We start from the raw sequence: 17,663 nt of genomic DNA on the forward strand, positions 1-17,663 counted from the left end.
CGACTCAGACCACTCAAACAGCCGCCACACTCAACCCACCGGCACCGCCCGTCCGGCGCCCGCCAGCAAGGACTCGTACAACCCAGCATAGCTCGCGACCATGCCGTCGATACTGAACTCCAGTTCCACACGCTGCCGCCCCGCCGCGCCGTGCCTCTTCGCGAGGACGGGATCGAGCGCATAAGGCTCCAGCGCCGCCGCCAGCATCACACTGTCGCCTGGGGGCACCAGCGCACCGGTCTCGCCCTCGACGACGAGTTCCGGATTCCCGCCGACCCGCGTCGCCACCACCGGCAAGCCGCTCGCCATCGCTTCGAGGACGGTGTTCGAGATCCCCTCGGCCCGCGACGGCAGCGCGAACACGTCCATCGCCCGCATCAGCTCCGGCACGTCGCCGCGCTCGCCCGTCACCCACACCCGATCGGTGATACCCGCGTCCCGAACAGCCGACTCCACCGCCCCCCGCAGGGCCCCGTCTCCGACGATCATCAGGCGCAGTCCCCGTGCGGCATTGCCGGCACGACGGAGGAGCAAGGCAAACGCACCGATCAGGTTCAGCGGATCCTTGATCGCCTCGAGCCGCCCGACCGTGCCGATCACCCGGACGTCCTCGTCGCCGAATGGCCAGTCCTTCAGCGCCGTCCGGAGCTCGCCACCGCCGCGAAAACGCGCGGTATCGACACCATTACAAATCCTTACGACATACCGATCCGGCACACCGACCGATGCCGTCAAATATGAGCGCAGATGATCCGACAAGGCTATGTAATGGGTCACGAATGGCCGATATAGCCGGCGCATGACGCGGAAACGGCGACGACTTCCAGCCGGATCCGAAACATCCCAGCCGTGTTCGCCATGCACCCGCACCGGCACACCGGCCAGGCAAGCCGGCACCACCGCTTCGAGCGCCGCGAGATTCCGCGTATGCACCACCGCCGGCCGCAGCTCGCGGAAGATCCGGTACAGCGCCGGATAGAGCTTCGCCCCATGTCCCGGGGGCTTGTGCAGCGAGAAGTAGCGCACATCGGGCTGCGTCACCCGCGCGCAGAAGGCCGGTACACACTCGGTCAGTGCGATCACCGCGTGGCGGAATCGCGTCGCGGGCAAGTGATTGATCAGATTGACGACGCCGTTCTCCAGCCCGCCGACGTCGAAGCGATAGACGACATGCACAATCAGGGCGCGCGGATCGTCATCGCGCCACGGCGAGACGCCGCCCTTCGCGGCAAACGCCTGTGCAGGTGGCCCCGTCAGCAGCGCATCGAGCCGTGTCAGATGCGCCTCCCAACTGTAGGCACGCTGCACGCACTGCCGCGCTGCGACGCCCATGGCCGCCCCTCTTCCGGGGTTGCCCAGCAACTCCAGCACCCGCTGCGCGAACTCTCCTTCCCCACCGGCTACGATGAATTCCCGCCCCGACTCGCCAGCAAGTCCCGTCGCGGAGGCCGCCGACACCACGACCGGCCGCGCCATCGCCATCGCCTCCAGCACCTTGTTCTGGATGCCCCGCGCTACGCGCAGCGGGGCGACCACGACGTCCGCTCCGGCGATCCAGGGACGCACGTCCGGCACGCTGCCCGTCACGACGACTCCCTCCCCGGCCAGCGCCTGTACCTCCGGCGCCGGGTTCATGCCGACGACGAAGAAACGTGCATCGGCCCGTGCCGCGCGAACGGCCGGTAGAATCTCGCGCGCGAACCAGCACACCGCGTCCACATTCGGCCAGTAGTCCATCGCCCCGGTGAATACGATCTTCGGCCCGCCCTGGGGATATGGATCCGGATAGCCCCGGTCGGGGGAGAAATACACGTCGTCCACCCCGTTCGGCATCGCCGAAACCTTCGCCGCCACTTCCGGCGCCCGGCTGCGAAAGAGATCCGCCTCCGCCTCGGTCACGAACAGGGCCGCATCCGCACACCCTGCCGCGTGCCGCTCGAATTCCAGCAGTCGCGTCCCCTCGCGCCGGTATAGCGCCGACATGGGCCACGCGTGGCGGTCCGCATACGCCGTCCACTTCGCCGAATCGACGTCGCAGAAGTCGACCACGCGACATTCCAGCCCGGGTACATCGAGGTACTGCGCCATCGGACCGGAAAACGCCAGCGCCCGACGAATGCCCTGCGAACGGATGATCTCGCCGACCCACCGGCGCAATCCCGTATCACGGTAGTACGGCAGGCTCAGCGCCTCGCCCGTCAGCAGCCCGCTCAGGCTCATCACGCGCGCCTGCCGCGGCGCGAGTGGCAGCGCGCAGATGTCCTCGCACCATTCACGCAGCGTCTGCACGTGCGGCCAGTCTTCCTGCTGATCCACGAAAGTGCCGAGGAACACCCGATGCGAGCGGGAAACCTGGCGCAGGATGTTGAACGACCGCACCTTGTCGCCCTTATTGGGCGGGTAAGGGATGCGATGCACCAGGTAAAGGAGCGGCGGCCGACTGTCCATCGTCATCCCAGATTGCGCACGATATGCGGCCCCAGCGCGTTCGCCACCGGCCGCGGCAGCCGCCGCCACAGCGCGATGAAGGCGCGGTACTTCGGATTCAGCGGATTGTTCTGCGGCACCTCGTCGCGCTTGTACAAGCGGTATTCGTAGGACAGCGGCTGCGGCACGAAACCCCAGTTCTTCTTGAAACTAAACGACCCGGTGCCGACCTTGCTGCGGCCAAAGTCGAACAGCCGATAGCCACGGGCCGCCGCGCGGCGCATCAGCTCCCAGTACTTGAAGTCGTTCGCCGCCAGCTCGCGCGCCGCCTCCGCATCGCCCGCGTAATACGGCAAGACCTCGTCGCGGAAGTAGAAGGACAACACGCTCGACAGTGGCCGGCCGGCGCTGTCCGTCACCGTCAGCACCTCGCAGTCGGGCCCGAACTCCTTCAGCAGGCGCGCGAAAAAGGCCTTGGGCAGCGCCGGCGTTCCGTGCCGATGCACATTGTCCGCATACAGCGCAAAGAAGCGCTCGACGTCGCCGTCGATTTCGCTCGCCAGCCCGTTGGCGATGCCCTTGCGCACCATCGCGCGCTGCTTGCGCGGAATCTCGCGCATGTTCGCGTCGTCGTCCGCGTGGATCGGCTTGCGGAAGGTGACGTACAGATCCTGCCGCGGCCAGTCCGCATGCCGCGCCATTACGTTGCGCAATTCCAGATGCTGCACCCCGAGGCGACGCGCGATCGCCTCCGCCTCGGCCTCCAGCGGTGCGACCGCTTCCGCGAAACCTGCGATCCCGCCATACACGCAAAACGGCAATGAAGTCAGCGCGTGGCCGAAGAGCCGACTGCGGACTTCCGCCAGCGGCAGGACGCCGATGATCTCCCCGGCTCGCTCCGCGAAGAGGAAGAAGGTGCGGTGCCGAAACACCTCGCGCACGATCCCTTCCCACGCCGAAAGATGGAAGAAAGTCGCCTCCGGGCAGGCGCGCACGAAAGCGTCCCAGCGCGCCCGGTCGCCTGCTGATAGCTGTTTCACGACGACGGACGGACGATCCATTGCCCTCTCCTGCACGCTACGAAATATCCGGGCTAATCGGCGGCCACATCGAAAACCTGGTCGGCCCGGCCCCACTCGAAGTCGTCGAGCAGACGACGCAGGCGCGGCTCGGTGCGCGTGAGGTTCACGTAATGCCTGAAACGCGCCTTTGCCGGCGCGTCCTGCACGCGGGGTTGTTCGGGATCGAGCTCCCAGGGGTGGAAATAGAAAATCGCCGCCCGACCGTCCGCCCGATTCACCCGGTCGATCTGCCAGCGCGACACGGCGTAGGGCAGCAGGCGGAAGAAGCCTCCGCCGCCCGCCGGCCAATTGCGGCCCATCCAATGCGTCGTGCTGACTGGAACCTCCAGCAAGCCGTTGTCGAGCCGGAACGGAAAGCGCGGCGCATCGGGAATCCCGTAGTGGTCGTGCTTCACGGGGTAGACGCTTGAACTGTAGACGTAGCCGGCCTCGGCGATGCAATCGTGCGCCCACAGATTGTCCGCCCCAATCGAGAAGCTCGGCGCCCGGTAGCCCACGACCGCCAGACCGACGACATCCTCCAGCACGGCCTTCGCCAGCGTGATGTCCGCGAGGAAGCACTCGCGCGACTGCCCCGTCGCCCGCTCGTGCGCGTAACCGTGGCTCGCAATCTCATGGCCCGCCTCCGCGATACGCCGAACGAGATGGGGATAGCGCTCCGCGATCCACCCGAGCGTGAAGAAGGTCGCCAAGGCCTCCCGCTCTTCGAGGATCTCGAGGATGCGCTCAACGTTGCCCTCGACCCGGCACGGCACCCGGTCCCACTCGCCGCGCGGGAAATGCTGCGCGAGCGCCGACACCTGGAAGTAGTCTTCCACGTCGATGGTCAGCGCATTGACGATCGACGCCTTCATGCCTACAGCTCCGTCGCTTCCCGTTCGGTAAGCCAGGCCGACAGATGCGCCGCGATGCGCTCCGCCGCGTGCCCGTCCCACAGCTCCGGCACCCGCCCGCGCTTGCCGCCGCCCGCCAGCACGTTTGCCGCCGCCGCGCGCAAGGCATCGGGCTCGACGCCGACCACCGTATTGGTCCCCTGCTCGACCGTGATCGGTCGCTCGGTGTTCTCGCGGATCGTCAGGCAGGGCACGCCCAGCGCCGTCGTCTCCTCCTGGATGCCGCCCGAATCGGTCAGCACCACCGTCGCCCCCGCCATCAGCCCCAGCATCTCCAGGTAACCCTGCGGCGGCAGCACGATGAAGCCCTCGGCAGCGAGACGATCGATCAGCCCGAAGCGCTCCAGGTTGTTGCGCGTACGCGGATGCAGCGCGAGCACCAGCGGCAGGCGCTCGCTCACGTCCCGCAGTGCGTCGATGATTCCCGCGAGCGTTGCCGGATGATCCACGTTCGACGGCCGGTGCAGCGTCACCACGCCATATCCCCGCGCGATCCGCCGCTCGTCCATCCCCGCGAAGGCCAGCAGCTCCGCCGGCCGCGGCGCCTTCTCGACGTTCGCGCGCAGGCTGTCGATCATCACATTGCCGACGAAGACCACGCGCTCCGGCGCGACGCCTTCGCGCTCCAGATTCACGTGCGCGCTGCGCTCGGTCGTGTAGAGGATGTCCGAGATCTGGTCGGTCAGTATCCGGTTAATCTCCTCCGGCATACGGCGATCGTTGCTGCGCAATCCCGACTCCACGTGCGCAACCGGGATATCGCGCTTGACCGCCACCAGCGCGCACGCGAGCGTCGAATTCACGTCACCGACCACCAGCACCGCACGCGCGCCATGCGCATCGATGACCGGCTCGAAACGCTTCATGACTTCAGCAGTCTGCACCGCATGGCTACCCGAGCCGACCTCGAGATTGACATCCGGGCGCGGCATGCCGAGATCGGCGAAGAGGCGGTCGTTCATCGCCACGTCGTAATGCTGCCCGGTGTGAACGAGCATGGTGCGCATCCCCGCATCCTGCTTTGCAAGCGCACGGATGATAGGCGCCATTTTCATGTAGTTGGGCCGGGCGCCCACGACGCAAATCACCGGCGCATCGGCCCTCGCGTCACCGCTCATCGGCCTTGCCTCCCGGCACATCGCTGCGGCGCACCGCCTGCAACAACTGATTCAGCACTTCCAGCGTCGCCGACATCGACTGCTCGAGACCAGCAATGCGAGCCTCGATGCGCTGCACATCGAAGGACGCCGCCATGCCCGCCGCCTGTTGCGCGAGCGCTGCCGACGCGTGCAGCTTGCGAGGATCGATCCCGTTGACGCGCGCAGTCCCGTCGGCAGGCACCGCGCCGGCCGGCCGCGGGATCACGCCGACCGAAGCCGTCGAGAACTCTTCGTTCAACTCCTCGATCACTTCCTGCGCATCCGCGTCGCTGATGCGGTGGCGTTCCGCAATGAAGGCCGCGAGCATCAGGCGATCGCACAGCGAATTGATGCGACGCGGCACGCCGCCCGAGTATCCGTAGACCGCGCGGAAGGTGCCCGCATCGAAAGCCGGATCGCCCTGCCAGCCCACGTGGCGCAGGCGGTGCTCGATGTAGGCCTGCGTCTCGACCGCATCCATCGGACCGAGGTGATAGGACGCGATCACGCGCTGACGCAATTGCTGCATCTGCGGCCGCTGCATCACGTCGCGGAACTCGGGCTGGCCGACGAGAAAACTCTGCAACAGCGCATGATCCTCGAGCTGAAAGTTCGACAACATCCGCAACTCTTCCAACGCCGACTCGCTCAGGTTCTGCGCCTCATCGACGATCAGCAGCGCCCGCTTGCCCGAGGCGGCCAACGACAGAAAGAAGGTTTCCAGCGCGAGCAACAGGCCCGCCTTGTCCAGCCCGCGACTCGGCACGCCAAAGGCCGCCGCGACGATCCGCAGCACGTCCCCGTCGTCCACGTGCGTGCTCACCAGGTTACCCGCGACCACCTTGCCCTGATCCAGGCGCTCCAGCAGACTTCGCACCAGCGTCGTCTTGCCGGCGCCGATCTCGCCGGTCACGACGATGAAACCCTCGTTCTGGTGCAATCCATATTCCAGATACGCCATTGCCCTGCGATGACCGCGACTCCCGAAAAAGAATGCGGGGTCCGGATTCAGCTGGAAAGGTTTGGCACGCAGCCGGAAGTAGGATTCGTACATGTAATGCCGCTCAGAAGCGCATGGAAAGCGTCGCCATGATCATGTTCTCGGTGAAGTCCGCCGCTCCCGTCGCACGCTGAAACCGATATGTGAAATCACCTGTCGTCTTGGGGCCCAGCTGCTTCGACAGGCCGACGTTGAACATCGTCCGCTCCGTCTGGACCGACGCCGTCCCTACCCCCTCCGATCGCATACGCGTAATGCTCGCGTTCAGCGACGACTCGGCCGACAGGCGATGGCTGAGAGCCACCGACGCCAGCCGCGATGTCAGCGTCGAGAAGCGCGAGAATTCGTCGCGCGTATCGAGGCCTGTCGCCGGCTCCAAGCGCGTCCGTTCATTCCGGCTCAAGGACACCGTCAGGATATTTCGCACGCCGATGAATGATGCGGTAGCGATGAGCTTACGCGTCAGATAATGCACATCGGTTACAAAAAAGTCGCGCGATCCGACGGGCGGGAAACCCAGCAAACTGCGGACGACCGCCTCGCGCTGGACCGGATCGGGAAAGAAGGGCGCCAGCGCGTCATACAGCGCCTTGAAGTCCGGATCGCTGAATACGCTCGCCCCCTGCGTCTCGAACGACGACGTTATGTCTCGCACATAAGACAGGTTCCAGGTCGAAAGCGCGCGCCGGTGACTGAAGCTCACGTCGTAGGAACGACCGAAGAAACGATTCTCGGTCGTCGCGGACAAGGTTGTCCGCTCCGTGGGATGCCAATCAAACCCGCCCCCGACGATCGAGTGATCTTCGGGCTTGCCGGGCGTGAATTCGGTCTTCTCATATCCGCCGATGGCCCGCATACGGAACTGCGGCGTCAGCGTCGCGAACAGCGTGGCCCGCCCGCTTTCCCGCGGCGCCGACCCCTGTCCCGCCTGGCTGTTCTCCGTTTCGGAACGGTCATACTGCAGGCCCCAGCCCAAGGCGCCGAACTGCCTCGGATTCGAAAGTGCCGCGTTCCACTTCGACTCGCGACGCGACCTGAATCCCCCTCCCCCGGACATCCAGTGGCTCGAATAAAGAACCTGGCCCCTCGTATCGGGACCGAAATTGAGCAACCAGCGCGGACTGATCCCGTAGACGCGCGTCTCGCTGGCGCTGCTTGTATTCAACTCGTCCCCGCCGCTGCGCCCCTGGAGCAGCGAGCGATTGTTGCGATTGATCGAAGCGTCGACATCGACGAAAAGCCGCTTTTCGATCGCCTCGGCCTCACCGAACCCCTGCAGTGCGAGAAAGCTGTCATCCGAGCCGGAACCATCCAGATGAACCACATTGCGCAGGCGCGCATTCAGATGCCCGCGCAATCCCCCGCTCTCGCGCACAACCGAGATCGCCGGCGCGACCTCGGCGATCCACGCTCCGTTCTTGTTCGATGCGACATTGCCGTTGTCCGTGTACTTAAGGCTGGTCTCCAATGAGGGCACGATGGTCAATGCCCGCGACATTGCCGGCGTCTCCGTCACCGAATCCGACTCCGTTTCCGTCTGCGCCTGTGCGGCAGCCGACGCAAACACGAGCGTCACCGCGAGCGCGATCGGGCTTGGCGCAATGCCTCGGCCAGCCTTCTCAGCCCGGCGCCGCCGAACCCGAATCCGAACGCGAGTCTGCCCCATAGCCATAGCCATAGCCATATCCGTAGCCATATCCATATAGTTTGCCGCGCCCTCCATCCTGTGCCTTGTTCAGCACGAGGGACTTGACCGGGCAGGACTCGATCGTCGACAAGGCCTGCCTGACGGCACCATGGCTCGTCCGGTCGGCCTCCACCACCATCACCACCTGCCCCATATGGTTCGCGAGCACTCTGGCCTCGGTCGTCGCGAGCAAGGGGGGCGAATCAAACACAATGATACGTTCGGCATATCTCGCCGCCATCTCCTCGAGCATCCGGTTCATCGCGTCCGACGCGATCAACTCTGTTGCATGAGGCTGTGTCATGCCGGCAGGAAGAATCGCCAGCTTCTCCACATTGGTGCGAAGGATCACCTTCGACAGATCGTGGACGTCGCCCACGAGCACATCCATCAAGCCCTTTTCAGGCGGAAGCCCGAGCGCCTTCAGCACCGAGGGGCGCGAGAAGTCCGCATCGACCAGCAACACCGTGTGATCGAGCTCCATCGCGATACTCATCGCAAGGTTGATCGCCGTAAACGATTTGCCCTCTCCCGGCAATGCGCTGGTGATCATGATCAGGTTGCCATTTTCGACCGCCGCCGCACCACGCCCCTCGGCGTTGCGGATCAGCGGCCGCTTGATGACCCGATACTCCTCGGCGATCATCGAACGCGGCAGCGTCGGCGTGACCATCCCCATGCGCTCCAGCCTCGCCAGATCGACGACCACCGATCGTGCGCTCAAGGGAACTCCCGCATGTGCGCCGGCATCTTCGATAGACCGCGACGGGGTGGAACGCTCCTCGTGCGCTGGTTCTCTCTCGACCGCGACTTCAAGCGCTTCGGCCGCCTGCGGAACGACATCGGGGCGAGCGCCTTCCTCCGGGCCGGGAACAGCACCGGCCCGCTTGATCATATCGAGCCGCTCGACCGCTTTTTCGATCAGACTCATACCCCAGCCCCCTCGTCCACACTCAGCCCTGCAGCAACTTCACGATCGCCGTTGCACCACCCACGGCGATGGCATATGACGCAACTCCGCCGCTGAATGCCAGCAGTCCCCTGCGCTCCGCGCGGCTCCGCGCCGGGTCGCTCAACATCGTCACCGTCCCCAGCACTGGCAGGCCGGTGATCTCGCGAAGGTTGCGCAGATCGGTGAAAGCCGGCCGAACTTGCGCCAGCGCGAATGAAACAGCCATACCTCCCAGCAGGGCCGCCAGTCCCGCAAGCGGAAGCAGGAGCATCCTATTCGGCGCCGCGGGCCGCAGCGGCAGGCTGGGGGGATCGATCACGCGAAACTCGGTTACGCCCCCTTTGGTATTCATCTCGACCGAAATGCTGGCGGACTCGCGCCGCTGCACGAGCGACTCATAGTTCCGCTTGTGCACGTCGTAATCCCGGTTCAACTGCGCCTGCTCGGCCTCGATCTTCGGAAGGAGTTCCGCCTGCGAACGCAACTGCGCGACACGGCCGGTCAGCTCGCCGACGCGCGCCCGCAAGGACGAAACCTTGGCATCGGCATCCGCAAGAGCAACTTTCAACTGTTGGTAGACGGGGTTGATCGCGCCGCCCCCGCCCGATTCGCCCCCTGTCTTGCTCACCGACTCGAGCTCGCGCCGCTTCTGCTCCTCGAGATCGGCGATGACACGACGCGTCCCGACGACGTCCGGATGCTCGTTCGTATAGCGCTGCAACAAGCCATCCAGGTTCTTCTTCATCGAGTCGATGCGGGCATCGTATTCCGACACGGCGCTATTCGTCGTCGCCGGTGCCCCCGCACCAAGAGTCGCCTTTTCACTCGCCAACTGCCGTTCGAGCGAGCTGCGCGAGTTTTCCGCCTCCTTCAGTTCGAGCTGCGCCTCCTGCACCCGCGCATTCAGTTGCGCTATCTGGGATACGTAATCGTGCTCGCTATCACCGAGCAAAGCCATGTTGCGCAGGCGAAAATCCTTCAGCCGATTCTCCGCCTCGCTGAGTTTTTGCTCGTAGCCGGTAATCTGCTCGTCGATGAAACGCCGGGCAGAACTTGCGTCCTGCTGCTTGCCGACCAGTCCGGATTCGACGAACAGCGACACCAGCGCCTGCACGACACGCTGCGCACGTTCGGCACGCTTGTCCTGATACGCCAACGTAAACAGGTTGTCGCGCCCCGTACTGCGAATCTGGAGATCACCGATCAAGTCGAGGATCATCGCCTCACGCTGCGCGGGGGTGCGCGCCTCATGATCGAGGTCGGCCATCGTAATGAGCTTCTCGACGTTCGGGCGCGTTATCAGCGTGCGACTCAGGATCGTGACCTGCTGCTCGATGTTCGGCTGGACCGCGAGGCCGGACATCAGCGGACGCAACACCGACTGGGTGTCGACAAACACCCGCGCGGACGACTCATAGCGGTCCGGCATCGTGTACACGACCGCAGCGCCGATGATGCCGAAAACCCAGGTCGCGGCGAGCCCCCACCAGCGGAAACGCCACATCCCTCGCAGGTAACCGAAAATCTGGGTAAGCAGTTCTTCCATGAGTCCGCCCCTACAGCCCAGTGCGTCGCACTGCAGACGGCCGACGACGAGCGCGTCGCGGCCGGAAGTCGGAAATCAGAACCAGCTCTGAGGAATGATCAGCACATCGCCGGGACGCATTTCCACGTTCGCGGAAACGTCACCCCGCTTCAACAAGTCCTTCAGGCGGACGCTGTATTGCTTGTTCCCTTCGGAGGTGCGGAGAATCGTCGCACTGTTGCCGTCGGCAAACTCGGTGATCCCCCCCACCTTCGTCATCACGTCGAGGAGAGTCATCTTTTGCACATAGGAGAGCGTCTGCGGCTTGGTCGCTTCACCCACCACACGGACCTGTTCGCTATAAGGCCCCACGAAAGTGGTGACCACAACCGTCACGATCGGATCGCGAATGAATTTGCCCAGCGCCTTCTCGATGTCGCGCGCCAGTGTCGAAGCGTCCTTGCCCTGGGCAGGAAGGTCCTCGACGAGCGGGGTCGTGATCTTGCCGTCGGGGCGAACCGGTACGGACTTAGACAGCTCCTGATTGCGCCAGACCACGATGTCGACCATGTCGCCCGGACCGATCACGTAGTTGTACTCGGCTTCCGCCGCTGTCGGCGGCGCCGGCGGGAAGGAAGTGCTCGCACACCCGGATAAGCCGGCGAGAACGGCCAGGATACCCAAGCACCTGCCGATACCCGCCCCTACCTTTGATGCAGAGTGAATCATGGCTGACTACCCCCTCTAACGGTCGTCCCGAATCGGTCCCACATCCGGAGAATCTCTGAAAAGTCCGACCCGCACAAGAACGCGAAAGTAACAAGGCGAAGCGGGCTTTACAGAGGCTCCCCGACCCATGCTATGGGAATTTCGTGTCCCCACAGTGTGAAAAATTACACAACCGCTTACAGCGAACCCTCGCCCCCGCCGCTAGAGTCTCACGCAACACGCGCCCGGCCCCCCTTGAATTAGCGGGGCCGGACATACATTCATGCGTCAGGGAGGGGAATCAACCCGATGGATATTGCTGCCCGTCTTAATTTGCCGCTCGCCGTGGAGACAGCCACGACGTCTCCTGACTTCCACCCCCGGCCCAACGTAAACGCCTCTCGTCTTGTTACAGATTTTTCCATCATCCGGAATGATTACCACCTCCGGATAGTCCCCAAGGAAGGTCCCCTCCGTCAGGATGTCAACCGCCTGGTCGAGCGCATGTACGAATGGCGCGGATTGAACACCGACCAGAGCATCGTTCCCGACCTCCATCGCGAACAAACCACGATCGCAGCCTGCAAGGGCGACCGCGTCTTCGGAACCCTGACCATCGCCGTCGACAGCGGCCATGGACTGCTCGCCGACACGCTGTACCGGCCGCAGATCGATGCCGCGCGCGAAGGGGGAGCGCGGGTCTGCGAGGTCACCCGTCTCGCAATGGACACCGAACTCGGAACCCCGCAGGCCCTCGCGGCCCTTTTTCATATCGGGGTCATCGTCGCGCGATCGGTTCACGGCATGAGCGACGTCTTCGTCGAGGTCAATCCACGGCATGCGCCGTATTACCGCAGGATGATGGGTTACAGCCTGGCCGGTCCGAACCTCATCTGCCCGCGCGTCGGCGCACCGGCAGTCCTGCTGCGACTATCGCTCGCCCACGCCGAACAGCAGGCACGGCAGTACGGCGGAACGAACAACATGAAACGCAATGGCCTGTATGGGCTATTTTTTTCGCCCGCCGAACAGACCGAGATCCTGCGCCACATGCTGACAGGCAGCGTCGAGCGCCGGGCAATGCCCCGACCGCCGGCCAACTGACGACCTGTCTCGCAGAAACCACAAGAGCCGGGACGCATGACGCGTTCCGGCTCTCTTTTTTTGCCCGGTGAGCGGGCAAAAAAAACGGGCGCCGAAGCGCCCGTTTTGATTTCCAATCGTCGGGGGACGATTAGAAGGTGTGACGCATACCGACCGTCAAGAGGCTGTTCTGTTCATCCGACACGCCCAGCTGCGAAACCTGGCCGGCGCCGAAGGCAGCGAACTTGTCGTTGTAGACGCGCTGGTAGGCGGCGTAGCCGGTGGTACGCTTCGACAGCGCGTGGGTGTAGGCCAGGGTCCAGCTGCGGGCGTCGGCGTCGTTGGAGTCCTTGTTGGTGAAGCGACCGTAGTCGACATGCACCTTGCCAGCGGCGCTGACCGGAACGATCACGCCAACGTTCCACAGACGGACGGACTGGTCGGCCCCGAACGCCACCGCATCGGGATCAGTGGAAGCGACTTTGGTGTTGACGACGCTGTAATCCACGCCCTTACCCGCCTGGAAGGACGCATCGACTTCGAGGAAACCGAAGTCGTAGCTACCACCAACGTACCATTCACGCTGGTTCTTGTCCTGCATCGTCACGAAACCAGCACCGGCGCGGGTGTCGATATCGGCGCGAGCCTGATGCAGGTACTGGAAGACCGCACCGACCTTCAGCGGGCCGTTCGCGTAATCCAGACCCAGGCCGAACTTGTCGTCGGCACCAGGAGCGTGAACAGCGACACCGGGAGTGTGAAGTTCAGCTTCGGTGTCGTTGGCCGAGTAGATCGCGCGGGCGGTAAAGCCGCTGAACGAGCCGGTGTAGGCAATCGCGTTGTTCCAGCGAGCCGGGCTGTTCGGGGTGATGGTCAGGCCACCGCCGGCCGAGAAGACCGACTGCGGCGAGACGTTGGACGACAGCGCAGCGTCGTAGCCGGCGAAGTAGCCCGGCGCGTACTGACGGCCGAGGCTGACGGTACCGAAAGCGCCTTGCAGACCGACATAGGCCTGGCGGCTGAACTGACGGTTGGCCTGGTGGAAGGTGCCGTCATCGATGTTGAAGCCTTGCTCGAGCTGGAACACAGCCTTCAGGCCGTTGCCCAGTTCTTCCGCGCCCTTGAAGCCGATACGGTTGCCCGACAGGACACCACCGACCACGCCACGGAAATCGACGTTGTCAGCATGACCAACGCCGAGGCCGGCATCGACCACACCGTAGATGGTGACGTTGGACTGAGCGAAAACCGGTGCTGCCGCGAGGCCGGCGACGGCCAGGGCGATCAGTTTCTTCTGCATATGTTTCTCCTCTAATTTGAAGCTGAAGCCGTGGCAAGGCCGCGGCCCGACTTACCTCTCTAGTGAGAAGTTGGAGCGATTGTGCAAATGGGCATGCAACCAACGCAAGGACGGATCGTCTAGAAGAGAAGAAACGGGTAAAAGATGTTGCACTGGCGCAACACGGGCTGCCGGAGCGGCATTGCGGTCGGTAGTGAAAAGGACGTCCGCATGGGCCGACAGCCGCTGCAACCCATTGGCGTAACGGACATTTCCTGAGCGGGCGCTCCTCCGATACAGACCGAATGGGGCCTCGACCCCGACGCCATCAGTGTCTTCTTCTCGGCATCCCCTGGGTGGGGTCTTGCCTCATGCGAGGGGAACTCTTTGCTCCACTTAGCACTCTCTTGGCGCGAGTGCTAATATTTGTCCCGAGGAGGACAGACGTAGATGAACCAGACCCTGTCATTGCCGGTCCCTTCTGCCCTTGGCAGCATCGACCAGTATATCCAGACGGTGAATCGCATCCCGCTGCTCAGCGAGCGCGAGGAGATGGAATTGGCCACGCGCCTGCGGGACGAGGACGACCTCGACGCAGCACGCAAGCTCGTGATGTCGCATCTGCGCTTGGTGGTCGCGATCGCTCGCGGCTACCTGGGCTACGGTTTGCCGCACGCCGACCTGATCCAAGAAGGCAACATCGGCCTGATGAAGGCCGTGAAGCGCTTCGACCCGTCGCGCGGCGTGCGCCTGGTGTCGTTCGCGATGCACTGGATCAAGGCCGAGATTCACGAGTACGTGCTGAAGAACTGGCGTCTCGTGAAGATCGCAACGACGAAGGCCCAACGCAAGCTGTTCTTCAACCTGCGCAGCCTCAAGCGGGACACCGGCTCGCTGCATGGCGACGAAATCCAGGCGGTGGCGACCCAGCTCGGCGTGAAAGCCGAGGAAGTCATCGAGATGGAAACGCGCCTGAGCGGTCGTGACGTGCCGCTGGAGGGCGATAGCGACGACGACGAACACTTCGCACCCATCGCCTACCTTCCGGACCCGCACGCGGAGCCGTCTGAGGTGCTGGAGCGCGCGCAGCTCGCGCACCTGCAGGACGTCGGCCTGCACAATGCCCTGGCGAGTCTCGACGAGCGCAGCCGCGAGATCGTGCGGCGCCGCTGGCTCACCGAAGGCGAGAGCGCAACGCTGCACGAACTGGCCGCCGAGTACGGCGTGTCCGCCGAACGGATTCGTCAGATCGAGGCGAAGGCGATGCAGAAGATGCGAGGACTGCTGGCCGCCTGAACGCGGTCCTTTCGATCAGCCAAAGACGGCAGCCCGAGGGCTGCCGTGTTTATTTTCCGGCGAGCAGGGTGCGCAGGTCGGCCGCGATGTTCTCGGCGGACTCCCCATGCTTGACGTACAAGCGCAGCCGGCCCGCCGGATCGAAGATGTAGGTGCCGGTGGAGTGATCGACGCTGTAGTTCGGGCCATCCGTGTCGCCCGACTTGCGATAGAACACGCGGAACTCCTTGGCGGTGTCGGCCGTCTGCGTCGCGTCGCCGCGCAGCGCAAGGAAGCGCGGATCGAAGGCCGGCAGGTACTGCGCAAGCAGCGCCTGGGTGTCACGTTCGGGGTCGACGGTGACGAAGAGCACCTGCACGCGGTCGGCATCCGGACCGAGAAGCCTCATCACCTCGGCCATCGTCGAGAGGTTGGTCGGGCAGACGTCCGGACATTGCGTGTAGCCGAAGAACAGCGTCACGGCCTTGCCGCGGAAATCGGCAAGGGAACGGGGCGTACCGTGCTGGTCGGTCAGCAAAAAATTCTTGCCGTAGTCGGCCCCCGTGATGTCGCTGTTGCGGAAAGTTGTGGCCGCCGGACCGTTGTGCTCGGAGCAGGCGGCAAGGGCGAAGGCGCAGACGACGGCAAGCAGGAAGCGAAACATGTTTCCATCTGGGATCAGAACCGGAGGTAATGATCCGCCAGGAGCGCCGCAAAGAGCAAGAAGAGGTAAAGGATGGAGTAGCGGAAAGTCTTCCGCGCGCGGCCGTCGCTGTAGCTCACATACAACCCCCACGCATGGCGCAGGAAGACGGCCCCGAGCCCCAGCGCAGCAAGGAGGTAAGGCAATCCGCTCATGCGGGTGGCGAAGGGCAGCAGCGTGACGCCCAGCAGGATGCATGTATACAGCAGCACCGACAGGCGGGTGAATTCCGACCCGTGCGTCACCGGCAACATCGGAAGACCCGCGCGCGCGTAGTCGGCGCTGCGATAGAGGGCCAGCGACCAGAAGTGCGGCGGCGTCCAGGCGAAGATGATGAGGAAGAGCAGCAGCGCGTCAGCGCTCACGTCGCCGGTGATGGCGGCCCAGCCGAGCACCGGCGGCATCGCGCCGGAAGCTCCGCCGATCACGATGTTCTGGGGCGTGCGCGGCTTGAGCAGCACCGTATAGACGACCGCGTAGCCGACGAAGGTCGCCAGCGTGAGCCACATCGTCAGCGGATTCACGAGCAGGTGGAGCAGCGCGAGCCCTGCCCCGCCGAGCCCCGCGGCAAAAGCGAGCGTTTCGCCCGGCGCGAGCTCGCCGCGCGGCAAGGGACGGCCGCGGGTGCGGGTCATGCGGGCATCGATGTGCGCCTCGATCAGGCAGTTGATCGCGGCGGCAGCGCCCGCGACGCAGGCGATGCCGACGGTCGCGGCGAGTACCGTGGCCGGCGGCGGCAAGCCATCGGGCACCGCGAGGAACATGCCGATGATCGCGCAAAAGACGATCAGCGTATTGACCCGCGGCTTCGTGAGCACATAGAAGGCGTGCAGGCGGCGGCCGACGGCGGCCGTTTCAGGCGAAAGCGTTTTCGCGACGGGCATAATCATCCCTCCTCCGTCCGGCTCCGGCGGGCGCCTGCATGGCCCGCAGCCGGTAGTTGATCCACACGAGCACCAGCAAGAGAACGACGGCACCCGCGTTGTGCGCGACGGCGAGCGCAAGGGGCAGGCCGATAGCGACGTTGGCGATGCCGAGTCCGATCTGCAAGGACAGCGCGCCGAGCAGCACGAACCCGGCCGCCTGGGTGCCTTGCCGGCGTGACAAGACCCACACCAGCGCCAGCAGGACCGTCCCGGCCAGCAGGGCGCCGAGCCGGTGTGCCCAATGGATCGCGGTCAGCGCCGCGAGCGACAGCGACTGACCGTCGGCCGTCATGCCGAGTTCGCGCACGACGTGGAAGGCGTTGAGGTAGTCGGCCGCCGGCCACAGGCTGCCCTGGCAGGTCGGGAAGTCGGCACAGGCGAGTGCCGCATAATTGGTGCTGGTCCAGCCGCCGAGCACGATCTGGCCCGCGAGAAGCACGAAGGCCACGCGCGCGAGTGCAACGGCGCCGCGCGGCAATTCAAGCCGCGCGACGCCATGCGCACGCAAGGCGAGCCATGCGAGCAGCCCGAGCGTCGTGAGCCCTCCGATCAGGTGCGCCGTGACGATCGCCGGCTTGAGCAGGAGCGTCACCGTCCACTTGCCGAGCAGCCCCTGCACGACGACGACAGCGATCAAGGCGGAGGCGATGCGCCATGCGACCGCCGGATGGCTGCGACAACGCCAAGCCTGCGCCGCGATGGCGAGAATCAGCAGGCCGAGCGTGCCGGCGAGGTAGCGGTGAATCATCTCCTTCCAGGCCTTCGGTGCGCTGACCGGTCCCTGCGGGTTGGCGGCGTGCGTCGCGCTAATGTCTTCCGCAGCGTGATGCGGGCTGATCTGGCCGTAGCACCCGGGCCAGTCCGGACAACCGAGTCCGGCGTCGGACAGCCGGACGTAGGCGCCGAAGACCACGACGACGGCGGTCAGCGCGAGGGCAACGAGGAGCAGGCGGCGATAGAGGGGCACGGGCGGTCTCCGGACCT

Annotated in this window: 15 protein-coding genes; 2 read left to right on the forward strand and 13 right to left on the reverse strand. The window is 64.8% G+C overall.

The window, feature by feature from the left end:
• Positions 1-30: 30 nt before the first annotated feature.
• From AZKH_RS28035 to AZKH_RS17965, 9 genes are all read right to left on the reverse strand, one after another.
• On the reverse strand, positions 31-2,454 hold the full coding sequence (locus tag AZKH_RS28035) for a TIGR03087 family PEP-CTERM/XrtA system glycosyltransferase (protein WP_369795069.1): 2,424 nt from the start codon (positions 2,452-2,454) through the stop codon (positions 31-33).
• Positions 2,451-3,488, reverse strand: coding sequence for a FemAB family XrtA/PEP-CTERM system-associated protein (locus tag AZKH_RS17930; RefSeq protein WP_015437206.1), 1,038 nt, complete (start codon positions 3,486-3,488; stop codon positions 2,451-2,453). The genes AZKH_RS28035 and AZKH_RS17930 overlap by 4 nt, the downstream gene beginning before the upstream one ends.
• A 32-nt stretch (positions 3,489-3,520) precedes the next feature.
• Positions 3,521-4,363, reverse strand: coding sequence for an XrtA system polysaccharide deacetylase (locus AZKH_RS17935; protein WP_015437207.1), 843 nt, complete (start codon positions 4,361-4,363; stop codon positions 3,521-3,523).
• Between the two features lie 2 nt (positions 4,364-4,365).
• Positions 4,366-5,520 (reverse strand): non-hydrolyzing UDP-N-acetylglucosamine 2-epimerase, encoded by a 1,155-nt coding sequence (gene wecB / locus AZKH_RS17940; protein WP_015437208.1) that lies wholly within the window; start codon positions 5,518-5,520, stop codon positions 4,366-4,368.
• Entirely contained in the window at positions 5,510-6,595 is a 1,086-nt protein-coding gene (locus AZKH_RS17945; RefSeq protein ID WP_015437209.1) for an XrtA/PEP-CTERM system-associated ATPase, read from the reverse strand. The genes wecB and AZKH_RS17945 overlap by 11 nt, the downstream gene beginning before the upstream one ends.
• A 10-nt stretch (positions 6,596-6,605) precedes the next feature.
• A complete protein-coding gene (locus AZKH_RS17950) occupies positions 6,606-8,264 on the reverse strand; it encodes a TIGR03016 family PEP-CTERM system-associated outer membrane protein (RefSeq protein ID WP_083903100.1) in 1,659 nt (552 codons plus the stop codon).
• Complete coding sequence (locus tag AZKH_RS17955; RefSeq protein ID WP_015437211.1) at positions 8,161-9,159, reverse strand: XrtA-associated tyrosine autokinase; 999 nt, start codon at positions 9,157-9,159, stop codon at positions 8,161-8,163. The genes AZKH_RS17950 and AZKH_RS17955 overlap by 104 nt, the downstream gene beginning before the upstream one ends.
• Positions 9,160-9,181: 22 nt before the next feature.
• Positions 9,182-10,726 (reverse strand): XrtA system polysaccharide chain length determinant, encoded by a 1,545-nt coding sequence (locus AZKH_RS17960; protein ID WP_015437212.1) that lies wholly within the window; start codon positions 10,724-10,726, stop codon positions 9,182-9,184.
• A gap of 75 nt (positions 10,727-10,801) precedes the next feature.
• On the reverse strand, positions 10,802-11,434 hold the full coding sequence (locus AZKH_RS17965) for an XrtA/PEP-CTERM system exopolysaccharide export protein (protein ID WP_015437213.1): 633 nt from the start codon (positions 11,432-11,434) through the stop codon (positions 10,802-10,804).
• A 288-nt stretch (positions 11,435-11,722) separates the two neighbouring features.
• Between AZKH_RS17965 and AZKH_RS26390 the strand changes: the two genes are divergently transcribed.
• Positions 11,723-12,517 (forward strand): hypothetical protein, encoded by a 795-nt coding sequence (locus AZKH_RS26390; protein WP_015437214.1) that lies wholly within the window; start codon positions 11,723-11,725, stop codon positions 12,515-12,517.
• Between the two features lie 130 nt (positions 12,518-12,647).
• Here AZKH_RS26390 and AZKH_RS17975 read toward each other — a convergent pair whose 3' ends face one another.
• Positions 12,648-13,796 (reverse strand): porin, encoded by a 1,149-nt coding sequence (locus AZKH_RS17975; protein ID WP_015437215.1) that lies wholly within the window; start codon positions 13,794-13,796, stop codon positions 12,648-12,650.
• Between the two features lie 429 nt (positions 13,797-14,225).
• On the opposite strand from AZKH_RS17975, the gene rpoH reads away from it, so the two are divergent.
• A complete protein-coding gene (gene rpoH, locus AZKH_RS17980) occupies positions 14,226-15,071 on the forward strand; it encodes an RNA polymerase sigma factor RpoH (protein WP_015437216.1) in 846 nt (281 codons plus the stop codon).
• A gap of 49 nt (positions 15,072-15,120) precedes the next feature.
• Here rpoH and AZKH_RS17985 read toward each other — a convergent pair whose 3' ends face one another.
• The 3 genes from AZKH_RS17985 to AZKH_RS17995 are packed head-to-tail and all read right to left on the reverse strand — an operon-like array spanning position 15,121 to position 17,646.
• Positions 15,121-15,714 (reverse strand): SCO family protein, encoded by a 594-nt coding sequence (locus AZKH_RS17985; RefSeq protein WP_015437217.1) that lies wholly within the window; start codon positions 15,712-15,714, stop codon positions 15,121-15,123.
• A gap of 14 nt (positions 15,715-15,728) precedes the next feature.
• Positions 15,729-16,637, reverse strand: coding sequence for a heme o synthase (gene cyoE / locus AZKH_RS17990; protein WP_015437218.1), 909 nt, complete (start codon positions 16,635-16,637; stop codon positions 15,729-15,731).
• Entirely contained in the window at positions 16,609-17,646 is a 1,038-nt protein-coding gene (locus tag AZKH_RS17995) for a heme A synthase (RefSeq protein ID WP_015437219.1), read from the reverse strand. Before AZKH_RS17995 ends, cyoE begins: the two co-directional genes overlap by 29 nt.
• Positions 17,647-17,663: the final 17 nt, after the last annotated feature.

Origin of the sequence: Azoarcus sp. KH32C (genome assembly GCF_000349945.1) — a bacterium.
GTDB lineage: Bacteria > Pseudomonadota > Gammaproteobacteria > Burkholderiales > Rhodocyclaceae > Aromatoleum.